Annotated in this window: 17 protein-coding genes and 1 pseudogene; 7 read left to right on the plus strand and 11 right to left on the minus strand. The window is 69.7% G+C overall.

All coding sequences use genetic code 11. The annotated features are described in order from the left end of the window. Nucleotides 1-6: 6 nt before the first annotated feature. The 5 genes from ABT340_RS17430 to ABT340_RS17450 are packed head-to-tail and all read right to left on the minus strand — an operon-like array spanning nt 7 to nt 5,263. The gene (locus tag ABT340_RS17430) at nt 7-933 is read right to left on the minus strand and encodes an ABC transporter ATP-binding protein (RefSeq protein WP_352011765.1); all 927 of its coding nucleotides are present in this window, start codon (nt 931-933) and stop codon (nt 7-9) included. After that, nucleotides 930-1,700: an ABC transporter ATP-binding protein gene (locus ABT340_RS17435; RefSeq protein ID WP_352011766.1), complete on the minus strand. Its 771-nt coding sequence runs from the start codon at nt 1,698-1,700 to the stop codon at nt 930-932. Before ABT340_RS17435 ends, ABT340_RS17430 begins: the two co-directional genes overlap by 4 nt. Then, entirely contained in the window at nt 1,697-2,536 is an 840-nt protein-coding gene (locus ABT340_RS17440) for an ABC transporter permease (protein ID WP_352011767.1), read from the minus strand. Before ABT340_RS17440 ends, ABT340_RS17435 begins: the two co-directional genes overlap by 4 nt. Then, nucleotides 2,533-3,678 carry an ABC transporter permease gene (locus ABT340_RS17445; RefSeq protein ID WP_352011768.1) on the minus strand — a complete coding sequence of 382 codons (1,146 nt, stop codon included), beginning with the start codon at nt 3,676-3,678 and terminating at the stop codon, nt 2,533-2,535. The genes ABT340_RS17440 and ABT340_RS17445 overlap by 4 nt, the downstream gene beginning before the upstream one ends. Further along, nucleotides 3,653-5,263, minus strand: a complete 1,611-nt coding sequence (locus ABT340_RS17450; protein WP_352011769.1) for an ABC transporter substrate-binding protein — start codon at nt 5,261-5,263, stop codon at nt 3,653-3,655. The genes ABT340_RS17445 and ABT340_RS17450 overlap by 26 nt, the downstream gene beginning before the upstream one ends. A gap of 121 nt (nt 5,264-5,384) precedes the next feature. On the opposite strand from ABT340_RS17450, the gene ABT340_RS17455 reads away from it, so the two are divergent. Further along, a complete protein-coding gene (locus ABT340_RS17455) occupies nt 5,385-6,023 on the plus strand; it encodes an Lrp/AsnC family transcriptional regulator (RefSeq protein WP_352011770.1) in 639 nt (212 codons plus the stop codon). 34 nt (nt 6,024-6,057) lie between these two features. Here ABT340_RS17455 and ABT340_RS17460 read toward each other — a convergent pair whose 3' ends face one another. The 4 genes from ABT340_RS17460 to vanY-N form a co-directional block, all read right to left on the minus strand. After that, complete coding sequence (locus tag ABT340_RS17460; RefSeq protein ID WP_352011771.1) at nt 6,058-6,411, minus strand: avidin-fold protein; 354 nt, start codon at nt 6,409-6,411, stop codon at nt 6,058-6,060. Nucleotides 6,412-6,609: 198 nt separating this feature from the next. Then, complete coding sequence (locus tag ABT340_RS17465) at nt 6,610-7,380, minus strand: MgtC/SapB family protein (RefSeq protein ID WP_352011772.1); 771 nt, start codon at nt 7,378-7,380, stop codon at nt 6,610-6,612. A gap of 32 nt (nt 7,381-7,412) precedes the next feature. Further along, nucleotides 7,413-8,654 (minus strand): serine hydrolase domain-containing protein, encoded by a 1,242-nt coding sequence (locus ABT340_RS17470; RefSeq protein WP_352011773.1) that lies wholly within the window; start codon nt 8,652-8,654, stop codon nt 7,413-7,415. Nucleotides 8,655-8,713: 59 nt separating this feature from the next. After that, nucleotides 8,714-9,358 (minus strand): D,D-peptidase/D,D-carboxypeptidase VanY-N, encoded by a 645-nt coding sequence (gene vanY-N / locus ABT340_RS17475; protein WP_352011774.1) that lies wholly within the window; start codon nt 9,356-9,358, stop codon nt 8,714-8,716. A 187-nt stretch (nt 9,359-9,545) separates the two neighbouring features. Here vanY-N and ABT340_RS17480 point away from each other — a divergent pair, with 187 nt between their 5' ends. Genes ABT340_RS17480 through ABT340_RS17490 form a run of 3 tightly spaced genes read left to right on the plus strand, consistent with a single transcriptional unit; the run spans nt 9,546 to nt 12,267 of the window. Next, a complete protein-coding gene (locus ABT340_RS17480; protein WP_352012080.1) occupies nt 9,546-10,220 on the plus strand; it encodes a response regulator in 675 nt (224 codons plus the stop codon). Continuing rightward, nucleotides 10,217-11,692 (plus strand): ATP-binding protein, encoded by a 1,476-nt coding sequence (locus tag ABT340_RS17485; protein ID WP_352011775.1) that lies wholly within the window; start codon nt 10,217-10,219, stop codon nt 11,690-11,692. The genes ABT340_RS17480 and ABT340_RS17485 overlap by 4 nt, the downstream gene beginning before the upstream one ends. Beyond that, the gene (locus tag ABT340_RS17490; protein WP_352011776.1) at nt 11,689-12,267 is read left to right on the plus strand and encodes a GerMN domain-containing protein; all 579 of its coding nucleotides are present in this window, start codon (nt 11,689-11,691) and stop codon (nt 12,265-12,267) included. The genes ABT340_RS17485 and ABT340_RS17490 overlap by 4 nt, the downstream gene beginning before the upstream one ends. 177 nt (nt 12,268-12,444) lie before the next feature. Here ABT340_RS17490 and ABT340_RS17495 read toward each other — a convergent pair whose 3' ends face one another. Continuing rightward, on the minus strand, nt 12,445-12,840 hold the full coding sequence (locus ABT340_RS17495) for an ATP-binding protein (RefSeq protein ID WP_352011777.1): 396 nt from the start codon (nt 12,838-12,840) through the stop codon (nt 12,445-12,447). Nucleotides 12,841-13,024: 184 nt separating this feature from the next. On the opposite strand from ABT340_RS17495, the gene ABT340_RS17500 reads away from it, so the two are divergent. The 3 genes from ABT340_RS17500 to ABT340_RS17510 all read left to right on the plus strand — a co-directional run bounded on the left by ABT340_RS17500 (nt 13,025) and on the right by ABT340_RS17510 (nt 16,005). Further along, entirely contained in the window at nt 13,025-13,804 is a 780-nt protein-coding gene (locus ABT340_RS17500) for a helix-turn-helix domain-containing protein (protein WP_352011778.1), read from the plus strand. Next, entirely contained in the window at nt 13,795-14,019 is a 225-nt protein-coding gene (locus tag ABT340_RS17505) for a DUF397 domain-containing protein (protein ID WP_352011779.1), read from the plus strand. Before ABT340_RS17500 ends, ABT340_RS17505 begins: the two co-directional genes overlap by 10 nt. A 270-nt stretch (nt 14,020-14,289) precedes the next feature. Beyond that, nucleotides 14,290-16,005, plus strand: coding sequence for a hypothetical protein (locus tag ABT340_RS17510; RefSeq protein WP_352011780.1), 1,716 nt, complete (start codon nt 14,290-14,292; stop codon nt 16,003-16,005). A gap of 102 nt (nt 16,006-16,107) precedes the next feature. Here the strand turns inward: ABT340_RS17510 and ABT340_RS17515 are convergent. Further along, nucleotides 16,108-16,383, minus strand: a pseudogene (locus tag ABT340_RS17515) (MgtC/SapB family protein); the annotation flags it as partial. Nucleotides 16,384-16,631 lie beyond the last annotated feature (248 nt).

The following is a 16,631-nucleotide window of genomic DNA, read 5'->3' on the forward strand; positions in this document are numbered from 1 at the left end:
CGGCGGTCACGCGGGCTCGTGCAGCCAGCAGGCGACCGGTCCGAAGGCCGGTTCGCGCTCCCGGCACACGTCCATCGCCACCGGGCAGCGCGGATGGAAGCGGCACCCCGGCGGCGGGGCGGCCGGGTCGGGCACGTCACCGGGCAGCTCCGCGGGCAGCGTGCCCGCGCCGTCGGGGGCGGGGATGGCGCTCAGCAGGGCCCGGGTGTAGGGGTGGCGGGGGTCGTTCCACACCTCCTCGGTACGGCCCACCTCCACGATCTTCCCGAGGTACATCACCGCGATCCGGTCGGCGATCAGCCGTACCACCGACAGGTCGTGACTGATGAACAGCAGGCCCGCGCCCGAGGAGACCGCGAGGTCGCGCATCAGCCTGGCCACCTGCGCCTGCGCCGAGGCGTCGAGGGCGGAGATGGGCTCGTCGCCGATCAGCAGGGACGGCCTGGCGGCCAGGGCCCTGGCGATCGCGATCCGCTGCCGCTGCCCGCCGGAGAACTCGTGCGGGTGCCGCCCGGCGAAGTCGCGGGGCAGCCCGACCCGTTCGAGCATGTCGGCGGGGGAGGAGGCGGTGTCGCGCCCGGTGCGCAGGCCGTCGGCGATCTGGGCGCCGACCCGGCGCCGGGGGTTCAGCGACGAGTAGGGGTCCTGGAAGACCATCTGGATGCCGGACAGCGCCGGGTTCCTGCGGCGCAGTCCCAGCGGGGTCACCCGGTGGCCGTCGAAGGTGATCGACCCCGAGGTCACGGGGTTGAGCCCGCACACCGCGCGGGCCAGTGTCGACTTGCCGCAGCCGGACTCCCCGACCAGGCCGACGACCTCGCCCGCCGCGACGCTCAGGCTCGCCCCGGCCACGGCACGGACCAGGGGACGGCCGGGGGTGCGGTGTTCGACGACCAGGTCGTCCACGGTCAGCAGCGTCGTGCTCTCCGTCATGCCTTCTCCCCGGGCAGCGAGTCCAGCAGGGCACGGGTGTAGGGGTGCTCGGGATCGCGGAGCACCCGCCCGCGCGGGCCCGTCTCGACGACCAGGCCCTCCTTCATCACGCTCACCTCGTCGGCGACCGCCGACATCACGCCGAGGTCGTGGGTGACGAGCAGTACGGCCAGCCCCAGGTCGTCGCAGAGGCCGCGCAGCAGCCGCAGCACCCCGGCCTGGACCGTCACGTCGAGGGCGGTCGTCGGTTCGTCGGCGATGAGCACCTTGGGCGAGCAGGCCAGCGCGATGGCGATCGCGATGCGCTGGCGCATGCCGCCGGAGAACTGGTGCGGGTAGCGGTCGATCGCCGACTCCGGGCCGGGGATGCGCACCTGCCCGAGCAGTTCGATCGCCCTGGCCCTGGCCTGCTTCCTGTCCAGGCGCAGGTGGTGACGCATGTGCTCGGTGAGCTGGCGGCCGATCGACAGCATCGGGTGCATGCTCGTCGCCGGGTCCTGGAAGACCATGGCGACCTCGCCGCCGCGCACCGTGTTGAGCTCCTTGGCCGACATGCCCAGCAGGTCGCGCTCGCCGAGGGCGATCCGGCCGGTGGCCCTGGCGCCGTGCGGGAGCAGGCCGAGCACGGCCAGGCCGGTCATCGTCTTGCCCGAGCCGCTCTCGCCCGCCAGGCCGTGCACACGCCCCGGCTGCAGGTCGAGGTCGACGCCCCGCAGGATCTCCCGGTCGCCGACGGCGACCTTCAGACCGGAGATGGTGAGGGTCATAGCGCACGCTCCTTGATGGCGCGGGCCGTACGGGGGTCCAGGGCGTCGCGCAGCGTGTCGCCGAGGAAGTTGAAGGCCAGGACGACGGTCAGGATGGCCAGGCCCGGGAAGGTCGCCACCCACCAGCTGTCGAAGACCTCCACGCCGGAGGCGACCATGGCGCCCCACTCGGGGGAGGGCGGCTTGGCGCCGAGCCCGAGGAAGGACAGGCCGCTCAGCAGCAGCAGCGCGGTGCCGATGTCGAGGGTCGCGAGGACCAGGATCGGGCCGGTGATGTTCGGCAGCACGTCGACGCGCAGGGAGCGCCAGGCGGAGAAGCCCAGCAGCCGCCCGCTGATCACGAACTCCCGCCCGCGCACGCCGAGCACCAGCCCGCGGGTCACCCTGGCGTAGGAGGGCCAGGCGACGACGAGTACGGCGAGCACGGCGTTGGCCAGGCTCGCGCCGAGCGCGGCGGCGACGACCATGGCCAGGATGACGGTGGGGAAGGCGAAGACGAGGTCGGCGAACCGCATGATCGTCTCATCAGCCCATTTACCGAAATATCCGGCGCAGGCGCCGAGCAGGCCACCGACCAGCACCGAGAGCGTGACCAGCAGCAGCGTCAGCGGGATCGACAGGCGCGCGCCGTACATGACCCTGCTCAGGATGTCGCGGCCGAGCTGGTCGGTGCCGAACCAGTGCCCGGGGCCGGGCGGGGCCAGCCTGGGCAGGTCCTGAGCGAGCGGGTCGTGCGGCGCCAGCAGCGGGGCGGCCACCGTGATCACGATCCAGGCGAGCGCCACAACCCCGCCGACGATCGCCAGCGGCTGCCGCCAGGCTTGGGGGAGTTTCACGTGAGTCTCACTCTGGGGTCGATGACGCCGTACAGCACGTCGACGATCAGGTTGATGACGAGGTAGACCGCGCCGATGACCAGGCCGACGCCCATCACGGCGGGCAGGTCGAGGCCGGTCGCGCTCTTGTAGGCGTACTGCCCGACGCCGGGCCAGGCGAAGATCGCCTCGACCAGGACGGTGCCGGACAGCAGGCTGCCGAAGGCCAGGCCCGCGACCGTGATGATCGGCACCAGCGCCGAGCGCAGCACGTAGCGGAACAGGATCACCCGGCCGGGCAGGCCCTTGGCCCGCGCGGCGCGCACGTAGTCCTGACCCATCACCTCCAGCACCGCCGACCTGGTGAAGCGGGTGAGCAGGCCGATCGTGTAGAGGGCGAGCACCAGCGCGGGGGTGGCCAGGTGGCCGATCGCGGAGGAGAACACGTCCCACTGCCCGGCCAGCGCGGCGTCCACCGTGTACAGGCCGGTCACGTGGGGCGGCGCGGTCATGCCGGGGTCGATCCGGCCGCTGCCCGGGGTGATCTGCAGGCGGTAGAAGAAGATGTAGAAGGTCGTCAGCGCCAGCCAGAACGTCGGCACCGAGATGCCGACCAGGCTGAGGACGCGCAGCACGTGGTCGGAGAGCCGGTCACGGCGCAGCGCCGCGATCACGCCGAACGCCACGCCTGCCACGAGGGAGATCAGGATCGCGGTGCCCGCGAGCTCCAGGGTGGCGGGGACGGCCTCGGCCAGGTCGTCGAGCACCGGGCGGTGGCTCTGCTGGCTGGTGCCCAGGTCGCCCTGCAGCACGCCCTGCAGGTGCAGCAGGTACTGCTGAGGGAGCGGCTTGTCCAGGCCGTGATCGGCCCGCCACTGCGCCACGATGGCCGGGTCCCCGAGGGCGCGCTGGCCCAGGTTGGCCGCCACCGGGTCGCCGGGGACGAGGTTGGTCAGGACGAAGGTGACCAGCGTGATGCCCACGGCCAGCAGCAGCGCGGTGAGCACCCTGCGGACCAGGAAGCGCACCAGCGGGTTGGGGCCGCCACCCCGGCCCGGGCGGCGCGCGGCCGTACCGGCGCCCCCCGGGCCGGAGGCCACCTTGGCGCCGTCGCGCTCCGGGGTGGCCTCCGGGTCCTTACTTGGCACCGAGGTCGGCGACATCGATGGTCCAGACCGGGTGGAACTCCATGCCGGTGACGGAGGCGGCCGTCACGATGTTCTGGCTCGGCTGGATGAGCGGGATGAACGGGCTTGAGGCGTTCAGCTTCGTCTGGACGTCGACGTAGGCCTGCTTGCGGGCGTCGTCGCCGATCGCGGCCGCGGCCTTGTCACCGGCCGCCTCGATCTCCTTGTCCGCGCCCGCCTTCCAGCCGGCCCGCAGACCGACGGTCTTGCCCGGCAGGAACACCAGGTAGTCGCTGGGGTCGGGGTAGTCCGGACCCCACCACCACAGGCCGAGCTCCTCCTTGCCGTTGCGGTAGTTGTCCAGCGCGGTGGTGACCGGCGAGGGCGCCAGCTCCACGGTGATGCCGACCTCCTTGAGGTTGGCCTGGATGCGCTCGGCGATGCCCTGCAGGGACAGGCCGTTGAGGGTCAGCTCGCTGGGGTACTCCAGCTTGACCTTGGGGTCGGCGACGCCGCTCTCCTTGAGGGCGGCCTTGGCGCCCTCGACGTCGCGCTTGGCGGCCTGGTCGGCGGGGAGCGCGCCCAGGAACATCGAGGGGATGACGCCCGGCGCCTGCACCGAACCCTCACCGGCCAGTTCGAGCAGGCCCGTGTAGTCGATGCCCTTGCGGACGGCCTCGGCGAACTTGGGGTTGGCGGTGATCGCGCTGACCGAGGAGTTCCGGTTGGCCAGCAGGAAGACCACGTTCGCCGACGGCGTCTTGGTGACCTGCAGGGTGCCCGGCAGTCCGTTGACCTGGTCGCCGGACAGGTCGAGCGCGACCTGGCTGTCGCCGCGCGAGACGTTGAGCTTCTGCGTCGCCGACTCGACGTTGCGGATCACGACCTTGTCGTAGACCGGCTTCTTCGGGCCCCAGTACTTGGCGTTGGCCTTGAGCACGACCTGGCTGCTGATGTTCACCGACTCGATCGTGTACGGTCCCGAGCCCAGCGAGGTGGAGTTGAGGTACTGCTCGGCCTTGTCGCCGGGGTCCGCGGTGGCGCCGTGCTCCTTGGCGACCTTGGAGTTGATGATGCCCAGCGCGGGGTTGGGCAGGATGTACGGCAGCGCCGGGTTGGGGTTCTTCGAGGTCAGGGTGACCGTCGTCTCGTCGGTCTTTTCGACCTCGACCCCGTCGAGCAGGAAGGACGGGGTGCCCTTCATGTCGCGCACCCGGTTGAGGGAGAAGACGACGTCGTCCGCGGTGACGGGGGAGCCGTCGGCGAAGGTGGCGCCCTGGTGGAGCTTGAGGGTCAGCTTCTTGCCGTCCGCCGACAGCTCGTAGGAGTCGGCGAGGGAGGGCACCGGCTTGGTGACGTCGGAGCCGTCGAAGGTCAGCAGGGTGTCGTAGGCGGCCTTGCCGACGGTCAGGCCGGTCGGCTCGTAGGTGCGCCCCGGGTCGGCCGTCTTGAGGTTGAAGGACGTGTCGACCACGAGTGTCTTGGCGGCGGTGCCGCCGCCTGTCTGCGACGCGGGGGTGGACGAGCCGCCGCTGGAGCAGGCGGCAAGGGCGAGGGCGCCGGTGAGCAGCACCGGCAGCAGCGCCGCCTTCGCCGTGGGGCGCCGGGAACGGATCGCCATTTTTGTGTCCTCCGAAAAGGGGCCGTGGTGGACGTTTGGTGGTCGATCGTCCAGGATTGACAGGCAGAAAGTCCAGGTCATGGCAGTAAACTGAGACAAATCCGACCCGAAGGGTATGATCATGACCGAAACGTCAAGGAACATGTCTCCAGATGGCGGTCAGGCTGGACGGATCGGTATCGGCCTTGACCTCGACGCGACGCACCTGAGAATTCTGGAGGTCCTGAGGGAGAACGGCAGGATCTCCGTGGCCGCCCTGGCCGAGCGCGTCGGCATCTCCAGGGCGAACGCCTACACCCGTTTCGAGGCGCTGCGCGCCGACGGCGCGATCAGGCGTTTCACCGCGGAGATCGACCACGTCCGCGCCGGTCTCGGCATCACGGCGCTGATCTTCGTCACCGTCAGGCAGCAGATGTGGCGCCAGTTCCGCGCCCAGCTCGCCCACATGCCCGAGGTCGAGTACTGCGCGGTCACCACAGGCCAGCACGACGCGATGATCCAGGTCCGCATGACGGACGTGGCCGCCGTGCACACGATGGTGACCGAAAGGCTGGCCAGCATCCCCGCCGTCAAGGCGACCGAAACCGTCTTCATCCTCGACGAGGTCATCAGACGGCCCTACGTCCTGCCGAGCGACCGGGGCCCGGCGTGGTCGACCCGCCGCCCGGCCCCCGATCCGGCGGGCGGCGAGGTCCCCCTCGGCAAGATGCGTTTCGTGGGCGCGGCGGAGGGCCGCGCCCAGCTTCAGCGCGACGTCTGACCCGGTTCTCGGTCGGCCAGAGGTCAGAAGGCGGTCAGGCGACCTCGGCGCACACGCTCACGTGCACCGTGTCGTCCCCGGCGAACTGGAACTCCTCGACCAGGCGCAGCCGCCCGTCGGCGAGCGGCTCGATCCGGCTTCCGCTTTTGCCGCTCGCGCGTTCGCCGTTCTTGAGCAGGTGCACGTAGGTCAGCTCGATCCGGTCGCCGTCCCGGACACCGACGAACCGCCCGGTGACCACGGTGTCGCCGGTGTAGTCGCCCCAGATGAGGCCGTCGGACTCCTGGTAGGTGAACGAGGTCGGCCCGTCCGGGTCAACGGCGCTCGCGGTCGAGCTGACCATGACGAACCTGCGGCCGTCGAGATTGAGAAGGTTGTTGTCATCCACGGTCCGCATGGTGCCGTTCCGTCCGCCGTACGCAACCCGGGCTGGACGTTTCTCCCGGCGGAGGAGGAACAGGATGGTGATCCGTCCAGCGGGAGGGGTCCATCACGTCCCACGCCGAGATCCGGCGGCCGGGTGCTTCGAGCGCCGGAGAGGCCGGGCCGTACGGCCACGCCCCGCGCCGGGATCCGGCGTGACGGCTCAGTCGGTGCTTGAGGCGCCCTCGCGGGAGCTGACACCGACGACGTCGGGCATCTCCCCGAGGGCGGCGGTCAGCTCGGGGATCGACCCCTTGCCCTCCAGGACGAGCGTCACCGCGACGGTCCGCCGCGGGGGCCGCGGCTCGCGGTCACGCCCGTGATCACGACCGCGGTCGTGTCCCGGCTCCGCTGCCTCACCGGGCACCTCACGCTCGACGGAGACCTCGGCCACCACGAAGTCCCGCTGGGTGCACTCCACCAGCACCCGGCGCAGCGCCCCGGTCCCGTCGAGGTAGACGATGCGCAGCTGGATCGGCGCGCGCCGCGACAGCGGCAACCTGCGGCCCAGCGCGTTGAGGCCGTAGACGGTGAGGAAGTGGCAGGCGGTCACGGCCACGGCGAGCACCGGCAGCCCGCCCCCGCAGGCCATCCCCACCGCCGCGGTGACCCACACGACCGCGGCGGTGGTCAGCCCCCGTACGGCGTCGCGCCGCACGAAGATCAGGCCGCCTCCGATGAACCCGATGCCCGAGACGATCTGCGCGGCCACCCGTGAGGGGTCGAGGGAGACGTGCGCGCCGGGCACGTCGCTGAAGCCGTACTTGCTGACCAGCATGAACAGCGCCGCGCCCAGGCCGACGAGCGTGTGGGTGCGCAGCCCGGCGCTCTTGTTACGGGCCTCGCGCTCCAGCCCGATGGCGAAGGAGAGCACCAGCGCCAGCACGAGCTCGGCGATCTGTGGCAACCCCTGACCGGGCGACAACGTGATCACCTGAGGGTTCTACCCACTTATCGGTGACGGGGTCAGCCACCCTCGCCGTCACCGGGAGAGGCCCCGGTGACGGCCTGTATCTCCCGCTGGATGATCTCCTGGAACGGCGCTCCGTCGTGGTTGCCGAGGACGACGCCGACCCAGCCGGTGTACGGATAGATGTTCCAGCTGGCGAAGCTGCCGGGATTGACACCGGCACGACCGAACACCCACTGACCGCCGACGATCGCGACCGGCATCGAGTAGGCCCCGAAGGCGTCCTTGCCGAGAGGGACCTTGGCTCCGGTGAGGATCTCGGCGTGGGGCCGGTCCAGCAGGGTGCCGTCGCCCAGCGCGTGCGCGAACCGGACAAGATCCGGCGCGGTGGCGAAACCGCCGTCCCCGGGGGCGTCGACGAAGAGGCGGCCCGGGTTCTTGCCCAGCTGGTACGGGTCGGGGCTGCCCTTGTCCAGATTGCGGACGGCGTCCACCACACCGCCGTCGGCCTGCCGCATGTACGAGTGCGCGATGTGCTCGTCGGTGAGCCACTGCGGCCTGGTGTAGAACGCCGTGCCGGTCATGCCGCAGCGCCGGAAGACGTGCTCCTCGACGTGGTCCCAGTACGTCCTGCCGGTCACGGCCTCCACGATCAGCGCGGGGATGGCGACCTCGGCCCCGGCGTGGTCGGTCGGCGTGCCGGGGGGAGCCACCTGCTTCGCGCGCCGGGCCCACTGCTCGTAGAACTCGTGCACCTCCTCCCGGCTCTGGAAGACACGCTGCAGGTCCTCCTCCGGGGAGTTCAGCCCGGAGGTGCCGGAGAGCAGGTGGTGGACGGTCACCCGCTCGGCGATCTCCTTGGGGAAGCCCGTCAGGTAGGTGCCCACCGTGTCCGACAGCTTCACCTTTCCCTGCTGCACCAGCTGCAGGACGGCCACCGCGCCGAACGGCTTGCCCGCCGAGCTGAGGTTGAACGCGACGCCCCTGTGGTTGGGGATCCCCTTCTCCCTGTCGGCCATGCCGTAGCCGCGGGAGAGCACGGTCCGGCCCCGGTGCGAGAGCAGTACCACGCCGGAGAACCTGCCTTCGGCGGCCAGCTTCGCCACGTACCGGTCGTAGGCCCCGCCGGGCCGGGTGTCCGGCGGGATCACGTCACGGGCGGCCGGGGGAGCGTCACGGGTGGCCGGGAGAGGGGAGGGGCGGCCGAGGTGGGCGCCGACCAGCGGCGCGCCGGCCGCCAATCCGCCCCACCTGAGCAGCCGTCGCCGGTCGACACCGCGTACGGAGTCCGAATCCATGATCATGAACCTTTCTTGATCGACGAACCGTGGGTTTTCCGACACGCCGGGCCTCGGGCTCAGGAAGCCGGCGCGAGCCTGCGGGGGGAGGACACCGTGGCGGAGATCGCGACAGCCCGGTCACCCCAGACGTCGAACGGCTCGTCCGTCCGGTATCCGGGGAACACGCCGGGATGGGGCAGCCGCCGGGGCGGCACGCCTTCGCGGTCCGGGCGGTACTCGAAGTGCCACCACTCGTTGTCGTAGACGCGGTAGAGGTCGTGGCGGGCGCCGTGCTCCTCAAGCCATCGCGCGCCCTCGTGCGGGCGCACGTCCAGCGCGAGGCCCTTGACGTGGCTGGACTCCGCCGGCGGCAGCACGAGCATCCGGGCCAGGGCCGGGGAGCCGGAGCGACGCACCTCCTCGTCGAACATCCGCTGCTGGACGGCGGGGTCGCGGTACCCCGAGGTGAGGCCGATGAGCTGGCCGTGCCGCCAGAACGCCTCGGTGCGCGCCGCGGTGAACGCCGCCAGGGCGCCGTCGGTGAGCCCGGTCAGATCCTCGGCGGGGAAGCGCATCCGCAGCGCCCAGCGGCAGGCCAGTTCGAGGGCGCGGCCAGGACGGCAGGCGAGCGCCACGGGCAACAGGAGTACGGCGAGCACCAGCGTGACCACGGCGAACAGCCGGTCTCGGGGCCGAGAGGGGATGGTGCGTGGTTCATTCATGGCGATTACGATTGGCGCCAAATGTGTGTGCTTTGTCTGCCGTATGTCACCGTTTCTCGACGGCGATCGTCGGCACGACCGTGACACAACCAAGACATCGCGCGGACGGGGCGGTGACAGGGCCGGTCGACAGTGGACGGAGTCGACCGGCGGACAAGGTACGGAGCGTGCGGTGAAACCCGGCAACGTGTCACGAGTGCTGTTGATCGAGGACGATCCGGCCGTGCGGGAGAGCCTTGAGCTGGCCCTGACCCGGCACGGACACCGGGTGCGCGGGGTGGAGTCCGGCGAGCAGGGGCTGGAGTGGCTGCGCGCGGACCTTCCCGACGTCGTCGTGCTCGACCTGATGTTGCCTGGAATGGATGGGTTCGAGGTCTGCCGCCGCATCCGGGCCGCCAGGGAGATACCGATCATCATGCTGACCGCGCGCGGCGACGACATCGACGTGGTGGCCGGGCTTGAGGCGGGCGCCGACGACTACGTGGTCAAGCCGGTGCAGCCCAGGGTGCTCGAAGCGCGCATCCGCGCGGTGCTCCGGCGGGTCGGCCGCGACCAGGCCGAACTTGAGCGGTACGGGGACCTGACCATCGACCGGGCCTCCCTGGTGGTCTCCAAACGAGGCACGCAGGTCGGCCTCACCCCGACCGAGATGCGCCTGCTGCTCGAACTCTCCGGCACACCGGGCCGGGTGCACAGCCGCCAGCAGCTGCTGGAGTCGGTGTGGGAACACGGGTACTTCGGCGACTCACGACTCGTGGACGCGTGCGTGCAGCGGTTGCGCGCGAAGATCGAGGACGACTCGGCGGCGCCCGTCTACGTGCAGACGGTCCGTGGGTTCGGGTACCGGTTCGGCCCGGTGTGACACTCCGGCTGAACCTGGGACTGCGCGCCCGGCTGCTGGCCGCGTTCGCACTGCTGTGCGTGGTCACCGCGGCCTCGGTCGCCGGAGGGATGTACGTCGTGGCCCGCAACGAGATCCTGGAGCGGACCCAGAACGCCGCGGTCGAGGCGATGAGAGACCGCCTGCAGGCGCTCTTCCCGTTGCGGGACCCGACGCCGGGCCCGGACGAACTCAGCGAGATCGTCAGCGTCGTGGCGGAAAGGAACAGCGACGCGGTCGCCGTCTACCACGGGACACGCTCGCCCGCCGGCCCCGCCCGGCCCTGCCTGCCCTTCGGCCGCCCGTGCAGGCAGGGTCTGGCCCCCGGGACGATCCCCGGCGAGCTGCGGCGGGCGGTGGCCGACGGCGTCATCGCGTGGCAACGCGTGGTGTGGGAGGACGGACCCTATCTGATCATCGGCACGCCGTTGCTGATCGTCGAGGAAGATCGGTCGACCCGGGCGTCCGACATCGAGGTCTACGTCGCGCGCAGCCTGGCCTCCGAACAGCGCGCCATCGACAACCTCGCCGTGCTCGCCTGGCTCATGGGCGGGGTGGCCCTGGCGTTCGCGGTCGTTCTGACGGCGCTGGCCACCCGTGGTGTGCTGCGCCCGGTGCGCGAACTCGGCCGGGCGGCGCGGCTGCTGGGCGAGGGCGAGCTGCGGACCAGGATCGCGGTGCGCGGCTCCGACGAACTGGCCGAGGTGGCACGCACGTTCAACGACACCGCCGCCGAGCTGGAACGACACGTCGAACAGCTCCGTGAGATGGAGGCCGACGCCCGCCGGTTCGTGGCCGACGTCTCCCACGAACTGCGCACCCCGCTGGCCGCGCTCACCGCGGTCGCCGAGGTCCTGGACGAGGAGGCGGCCGAACTGCCCGAACACGCGGGCAGAGCCGCCAGGCTGGTCAGCCAGGAGACGCTCAACCTCACCGCCCTGGTGAACGACCTCATCGAGATCAGCAGGTTCGACTCCGGCGTCGCGGCCCTCGCGCTGAACGAGGTCGACGTGGCCGAGCTGGTACGCGCGACCCTGCGCACCCGGGGCTGGTCGGAACAGGTGAGCACCGAGTTCCCACCCGGGGTGACGGCGCGGCTGGACCCGCGCAGGGCGGACGTCATCCTCGCGAACCTGGTCGGCAACGCCCTGCGGCACGGCGAACCCCCGGTGTCGGTACGGCTGCGCGCCGACCCGCACTGGATCACCGTCGAGGTCCGCGACCACGGGCCGGGGCTGGACGAGGCGGTGCTGCCGCACGTGTTCGACCGGTTCTACAAGGCCAGCGCCGCCAGGGCCAGGTCCGAGGGCAGCGGCCTGGGCCTGGCCATCGCGAGGGAGAACGCGCGCCTGCACCAGGGCGACATCACCGTCACCAACGCTCCCGACGGCGGCGCCGTGTTCACCCTGCGCCTGCCACGTGGAGAACACAACCCGGAAGGAGGTCCCGAATGAGGGCTGCCACACCGGGCGCACGTCCGGGCCGAGGGTCCCGAACGGGGACCGTCACGCCGGGCACCCGCTCGGGACAGGGGTTCCGAGCGAGGGCCGGGATCGCCCGCCGCGCGCTCGCCGCGGGTCTTGTGTCGCTCGTCGCCGTGGCCGGTTGCGGTGTGCGCCCCAGCGACGGTGCCATCGACGCGGGCGAGCCGCCGCGCGGAGTCGTCGCGCCCGGCTGGAAGATCACCCTCTACCTGGTGAGGGACGGCAGGCTCAGCGCGGTGACACGGCCCAGCGACCGGCCGGTGTTCCGGAAGGACACGCTCGCGCTGCTGGCGGCCGGACCCACCGTGATGGAACGGTCGGACGGGCTCACCACCGACGTCCCACCCGGGGCCGCCCCGTTCTCGGTCACCACCAAGCGGGCGGGCCACCTGGTGGTGACCCTGTCCACCCCGGCCGGTGAGCTTTCCCGACTGGCCATCGAACAGATCGTGTGCACGACCGCCGCCACGCTGCGGGAAAGCCCCGCCCAGATCACGGTCACCGGCGCCAGGAAGAGCATCGACCCCCACGACTGCCCGGCGTGACGCCTGCCTGCTCTGGTGTCCGAGGCCGCACCGGGGATTTTCTTCCCCAAAGTGGCTGCCCCTGAGTTTCGCCATACCGTGGAAAATGATGAATCGCTTTTCATGAGACTGTTGAGGATATCGCTGTGGTGTCCTGAGATGTCGACGGGCCTATTGTGGAAGCTGTCCTTCCTGGCTTCAGGGCCACGCCACGAGTTCGAACCAGACGGATTTGCCGTGGGGGTTGGGGAGCCAGCCCCAGGCGTGGGAGAGCTCCTTGACGACGGTGAGTCCCCTGCCGGAGGCCTCCATGGAGGCCGCGCTCCTGATCTGGGGGACCGCGCTTGAGAAGTCGCAGGCTTCGACCACCATCAGCCTGCCCTCTCTCATGACCGAGACCTGGACGGGACGTGCGGCGGCGTGGACGACGGCATTGGTGACGATCTCCGAGGTGAGGAGTTCGGCGATTTCCGGGATGCCTTCGGCCGCTTTCCAGTCGACGGCGATCTCTCGGACGAACCGGCGGGCGGACGCCACATATCTCGCCTCGCGAGGAATCCACCTCTCGCCCAGCACGGAGAGGGCCAGATCCATTGAGTGGAGGCGTTCGCTCGGTGCCACGCTCGTTTCGAGAATCTCTTCCATGGGGTTTCTCTTCCGCTCTCGGTTTTGTATGTTCAGGATGCCGAGCGGTGACTACGCTTGGTGATGAAACGATTACCAATGTCGAGCTCTGGGATTCAAGGCGCCGTCATTGAATTCCGGCAAGGGGGGCATCGTGGTCAACCTCTACACGCCTCAGGCGATATGGGGCAGGGAGCTGCGTCACTACCGGAAGGCCGCGAATCTCACCCAGGGGCAGCTCGCCGAGCGGATCCACTTCAGCGAGTCCCTGATCAGCGGGGTCGAGACAGGCCAGCTCCCGGCCAGTCCGGACTTCGCCGAGACATGCGACAGGGTCCTCGACACGGGCGGAGCCCTCCACCGCCTCCTCGACTGGAGGAAGGGCCAGGTCTTCCCCTCCTGGTTCGGGAAGTGGCGCGACAAGGAGCAGAACGCTGTAACTCTGCGGATATACGAGCCGATGGTCGTGCCGGGACTGCTGCAGACCGAGGCCTACGCGCGTGCTCTGTTGGGTGACGCCATCGCGGCTGCAGCCCGACTTGAGCGGCAGGCCATCCTGACCCGCGAGGACCCTCCGCCGCCCACCCTCCGATGCGTGATCGACGAACTGGTTCTGCACCGTCTGGTGGGCAGCCCGGAAATCGTCTACGAACAGCTGAAGCATCTGGTGGAAATCGCCGGTCCTCAGATCAGCGTTCAGGTCGTTCCGCATGGCTGCGTGCGCACGGGCATTCTGGCGGGGTTCGCGATCGCCACCCTGCAGGGCGGTGTCGAGATAGCGTATTTGGAGACGGCCATTCACGGGTTGACGACCGGTGACCGGGACGAGGTGGCGGCGGCCGTCAAGCAGTTCGAGGCCATTCGGATAGAGGCGTTGCCTCTGAGCATGTCGTTGGATCTCATCAAGAGAACGGCAGAGGAAAAATGGACGTGAGCAAGGTGCGGTGGCGTAGGTCAAGCCTCAGCGGCAACAACGGCGGGAACTGTGTTGAGGTCGCTGAGTTGAAGGGTGCCGGGCACGCTGATCTGGTCGCTGTGCGTGACTCGAAGGACCCTGAGGGCCCGAAGCTGTTCTTCACTCCTGCTGAGTGGAATGCCTTCCTCAACGGTGTGAAGGCTGGGGAGTTCGGCTCGTCCCTCGGCGACTGAGAAACCCGAGGTCAATCTTCCGCCCCGGCTCCACGGCGAACCGTAGGGAGTCGGGGCGGGAAACAACTCTGGTCTCCATCTGGGTCAACACCCCGGGCGGAGCCGCACCGTCATCGACGTCTCGTCGAAAGCCACGAAGCCTGGCCGGCGGGGTGAAACCGTACGCTCCGCTACGTCCGCCTGTACGGCGGTGCCGGACTAAGATCACTTTCCGTGCTTTCGGATGGTTTCTGGCGTATCACCAGGATTGGGTTAGTAGGCCTGTCCCTTGTGGCGGCGGTCGTGGGCCTGGTGCTCGGCGACGCCTGGCTCTGGGCGGCCGTCGAATGGACATCGCCGGTCTACGCGAGGTTCTACGTGGACGGCGAGTTCGACGCCGCGACAGTCGTGGCGCTGCTCGTGGCCGCCCTGGTGAAGGCCGCGCTCCTGTGGCTGATCCTGCGTACCCCCGCGCCGGGGCCACTGGACCGTCGGACGAGGGTGTTGCGCCGACTGCTGTATCTGGCGGTGGCGTACTCCCTCGTGCTGTGGATTCCGATCGGGATGCTCCCCGACGCGGTCGATGTGGCGTTCCAACTCGTACTGTGGACCGCGATCGACGTTCTCTACCTGCTCGTCATCCGCTGGCGATCCCGCATGCTGCGCGTGGTGGCCGGAGCGATCTTCGCGGTCGAGCTGGCCGGGATCGCCGACGAACTCCTCGACGAACTCGACCTCCCGGAGATCGGGACGGGCTACGTTTTCGGATTCGGCATGATGCTGGGCGGAGTGGCGGCGACCGTCATCACGATCGTCGGACAGCGGCGCGACGGCCGGTGGAGCCGTGGTACGCAGATCGCGGGGTGGTTGTCGGTCGGTGACTACGCGCTGATGATCGCGATCAGCGTTCTCTTCCGATGGGACTTCTACGCCAATCCGGTGGCACCGGTTGTAACGGACGTGCTGGAGCTCGTCAGCACCGTGTGGATCGCGGCGACCGCTCGTGAACTGTCCGTTGGGGGCCGGCCGGTGGGCCCTCCGCCCGCGCGGAGCAAAGCGGTCCGCATCGTGGCGGCGGCCGTGGTCGTCCTGCCGATCACCGTGATGATCCACCCGGAGCAGACCCCACACCTCACCTACACCGGCTGGTCGATGGACTGCTATGACCGGCCCAGCTTCGGCGACCTGAAACCCACCGAACGCGACGCCGCGTTCCTGTGCCGGGCACGGATCACAGCGGACGGAATGCCACCCCTGTTCCCGGACAGCCTGTCGGACCAGGGAATCCTCGGGTACGGACGGACTCTGTGCCGCACGAAGGATCGCGAGGAACAGAAGGCGATCCTGACGCGGGCCGGGAGCGAGCGGCCCGCCTGGGGCGTGGACCCGTGGGACCTCGTCTACATCTGCCCGGAGATCATCGGCGCGACCAATCCCGAGCTGCTGCAGTCGACCAAGGAGACGGAGGACGCGGGTGCCGCCTACGTGGCCGAGGAGAACGCGAAGTGCCGCGACCCGTGGCCCCGGACGAAGGGCGTCGTCCAGGCCACGGCCAAATACTTCCTGTTCGCCGACGGCGACCACGGCTACCTGGTCCACGACCCGAAGGTCGAAGAGGTCGAGAAGGCGGCGGAACAGGCGACGGACAGGCTCTACGACGACAACACCCTCGTCGGGGCGTTCGACAGCGCGGTGCTTGTAGGACACCTCGAAGACGTCATCGATCTGTGCCTCACGGTGAAGGCCTTCCGTACCGCGCCGCCACAGCGGATAGCCGGGTGGGACCAGGTCACCGAGGTACCGGTCGTCAGTCGCAGCGGCTGGCTCAAGGTGCCGGAGGCGGACGGGGGAGACGTGGGCGCGGGCGCCCCGATGCCGAACCTGGCGATCGCGGGAAAGGGCCACTACCGGCTCCGGGCCTACATACGAATGGGCAAAACGGGAGAGGAACACCTGGTCACCGTGTTCCCGGGCACGTCAAGGAAGAAGCTCAAACTGAAGCCGTGAACGGTGGCTGGGGCGGCCTCTCCTCCATCGTCCTTTTGGACTTGCACGCCGATCTCTGTCCAGTCCGAGACGTCTTCCTGGTCAGCGGCGTGGCGCCGTGCCGAAGGTCAGGCCGCCTCCGATGAACCCGATGCCCGAGACGATCTGCGCGGCCACCCGCGAGGGGTCGAGGGAGACGTGCGCGCCGGGCACGTCGCTGAAGCCGTACTTGCTGACCAGCATGAACAGCGCCGCGCCCAGGCCGACGAGCGTGTGGGTGCGCAGCCCGGCGCTCTTGTTACGGGCCTCGCGCTCCAGCCCGATGGCGAAGGAGAGCACCAGCGCCAGCACGAGCTCGGCGATCTGCGGCAACCCCTGACCGGGCGACAACGTGATCACCTGAGGGTTCTACCAACTGTCCCATATCCGATTCGGATTGGCATAGGGGTGAAACCACCACCAACGGGTAGCCGTTGTGCGACCCTTGAGGCAACACTGACCGTACTTCGTTGAGCACCGACGGTTGGGCACCATCATGGCCACGGTGTGGCTCCGGGACTTCGGGTGAGGAACGCGGGACGTCTTCACGCTCGTGTGCGAAGTCATGGCTGTTCTCGTACGTTCGGCGAACGGGCGGGGCCAACCGA

The sequence above is a fragment of the Streptosporangium sp. NPDC000239 genome, from assembly GCF_040300765.1.
In the GTDB taxonomy this organism is placed as follows: domain Bacteria; phylum Actinomycetota; class Actinomycetes; order Streptosporangiales; family Streptosporangiaceae; genus Streptosporangium.

Excerpts from the sequence above, each read along its gene's own strand:
- ABT340_RS17430 (WP_352011765.1), bottom strand. The coding sequence starts at position 933 with ATGACGGAGAGCACGACGCTGCTGACCGTGGACGACCTGGTCGTCGAA.
- ABT340_RS17435 (WP_352011766.1), bottom strand. The coding sequence starts at position 1,700 with ATGACCCTCACCATCTCCGGTCTGAAGGTCGCCGTCGGCGACCGGGAG.
- ABT340_RS17445 (WP_352011768.1), bottom strand. The coding sequence starts at position 3,678 with ATGTCGCCGACCTCGGTGCCAAGTAAGGACCCGGAGGCCACCCCGGAG.
- ABT340_RS17450 (WP_352011769.1), bottom strand. The coding sequence starts at position 5,263 with ATGGCGATCCGTTCCCGGCGCCCCACGGCGAAGGCGGCGCTGCTGCCG.
- ABT340_RS17455 (WP_352011770.1), top strand. The coding sequence starts at position 5,385 with ATGACCGAAACGTCAAGGAACATGTCTCCAGATGGCGGTCAGGCTGGA.
- ABT340_RS17470 (WP_352011773.1), bottom strand. The coding sequence starts at position 8,654 with ATGGATTCGGACTCCGTACGCGGTGTCGACCGGCGACGGCTGCTCAGG.
- vanY-N (WP_352011774.1), bottom strand. The coding sequence starts at position 9,358 with ATGAATGAACCACGCACCATCCCCTCTCGGCCCCGAGACCGGCTGTTC.
- ABT340_RS17490 (WP_352011776.1), top strand. The coding sequence starts at position 11,689 with ATGAGGGCTGCCACACCGGGCGCACGTCCGGGCCGAGGGTCCCGAACG.
- ABT340_RS17495 (WP_352011777.1), bottom strand. The coding sequence starts at position 12,840 with ATGGATCTGGCCCTCTCCGTGCTGGGCGAGAGGTGGATTCCTCGCGAG.
- ABT340_RS17505 (WP_352011779.1), top strand. The coding sequence starts at position 13,795 with ATGGACGTGAGCAAGGTGCGGTGGCGTAGGTCAAGCCTCAGCGGCAAC.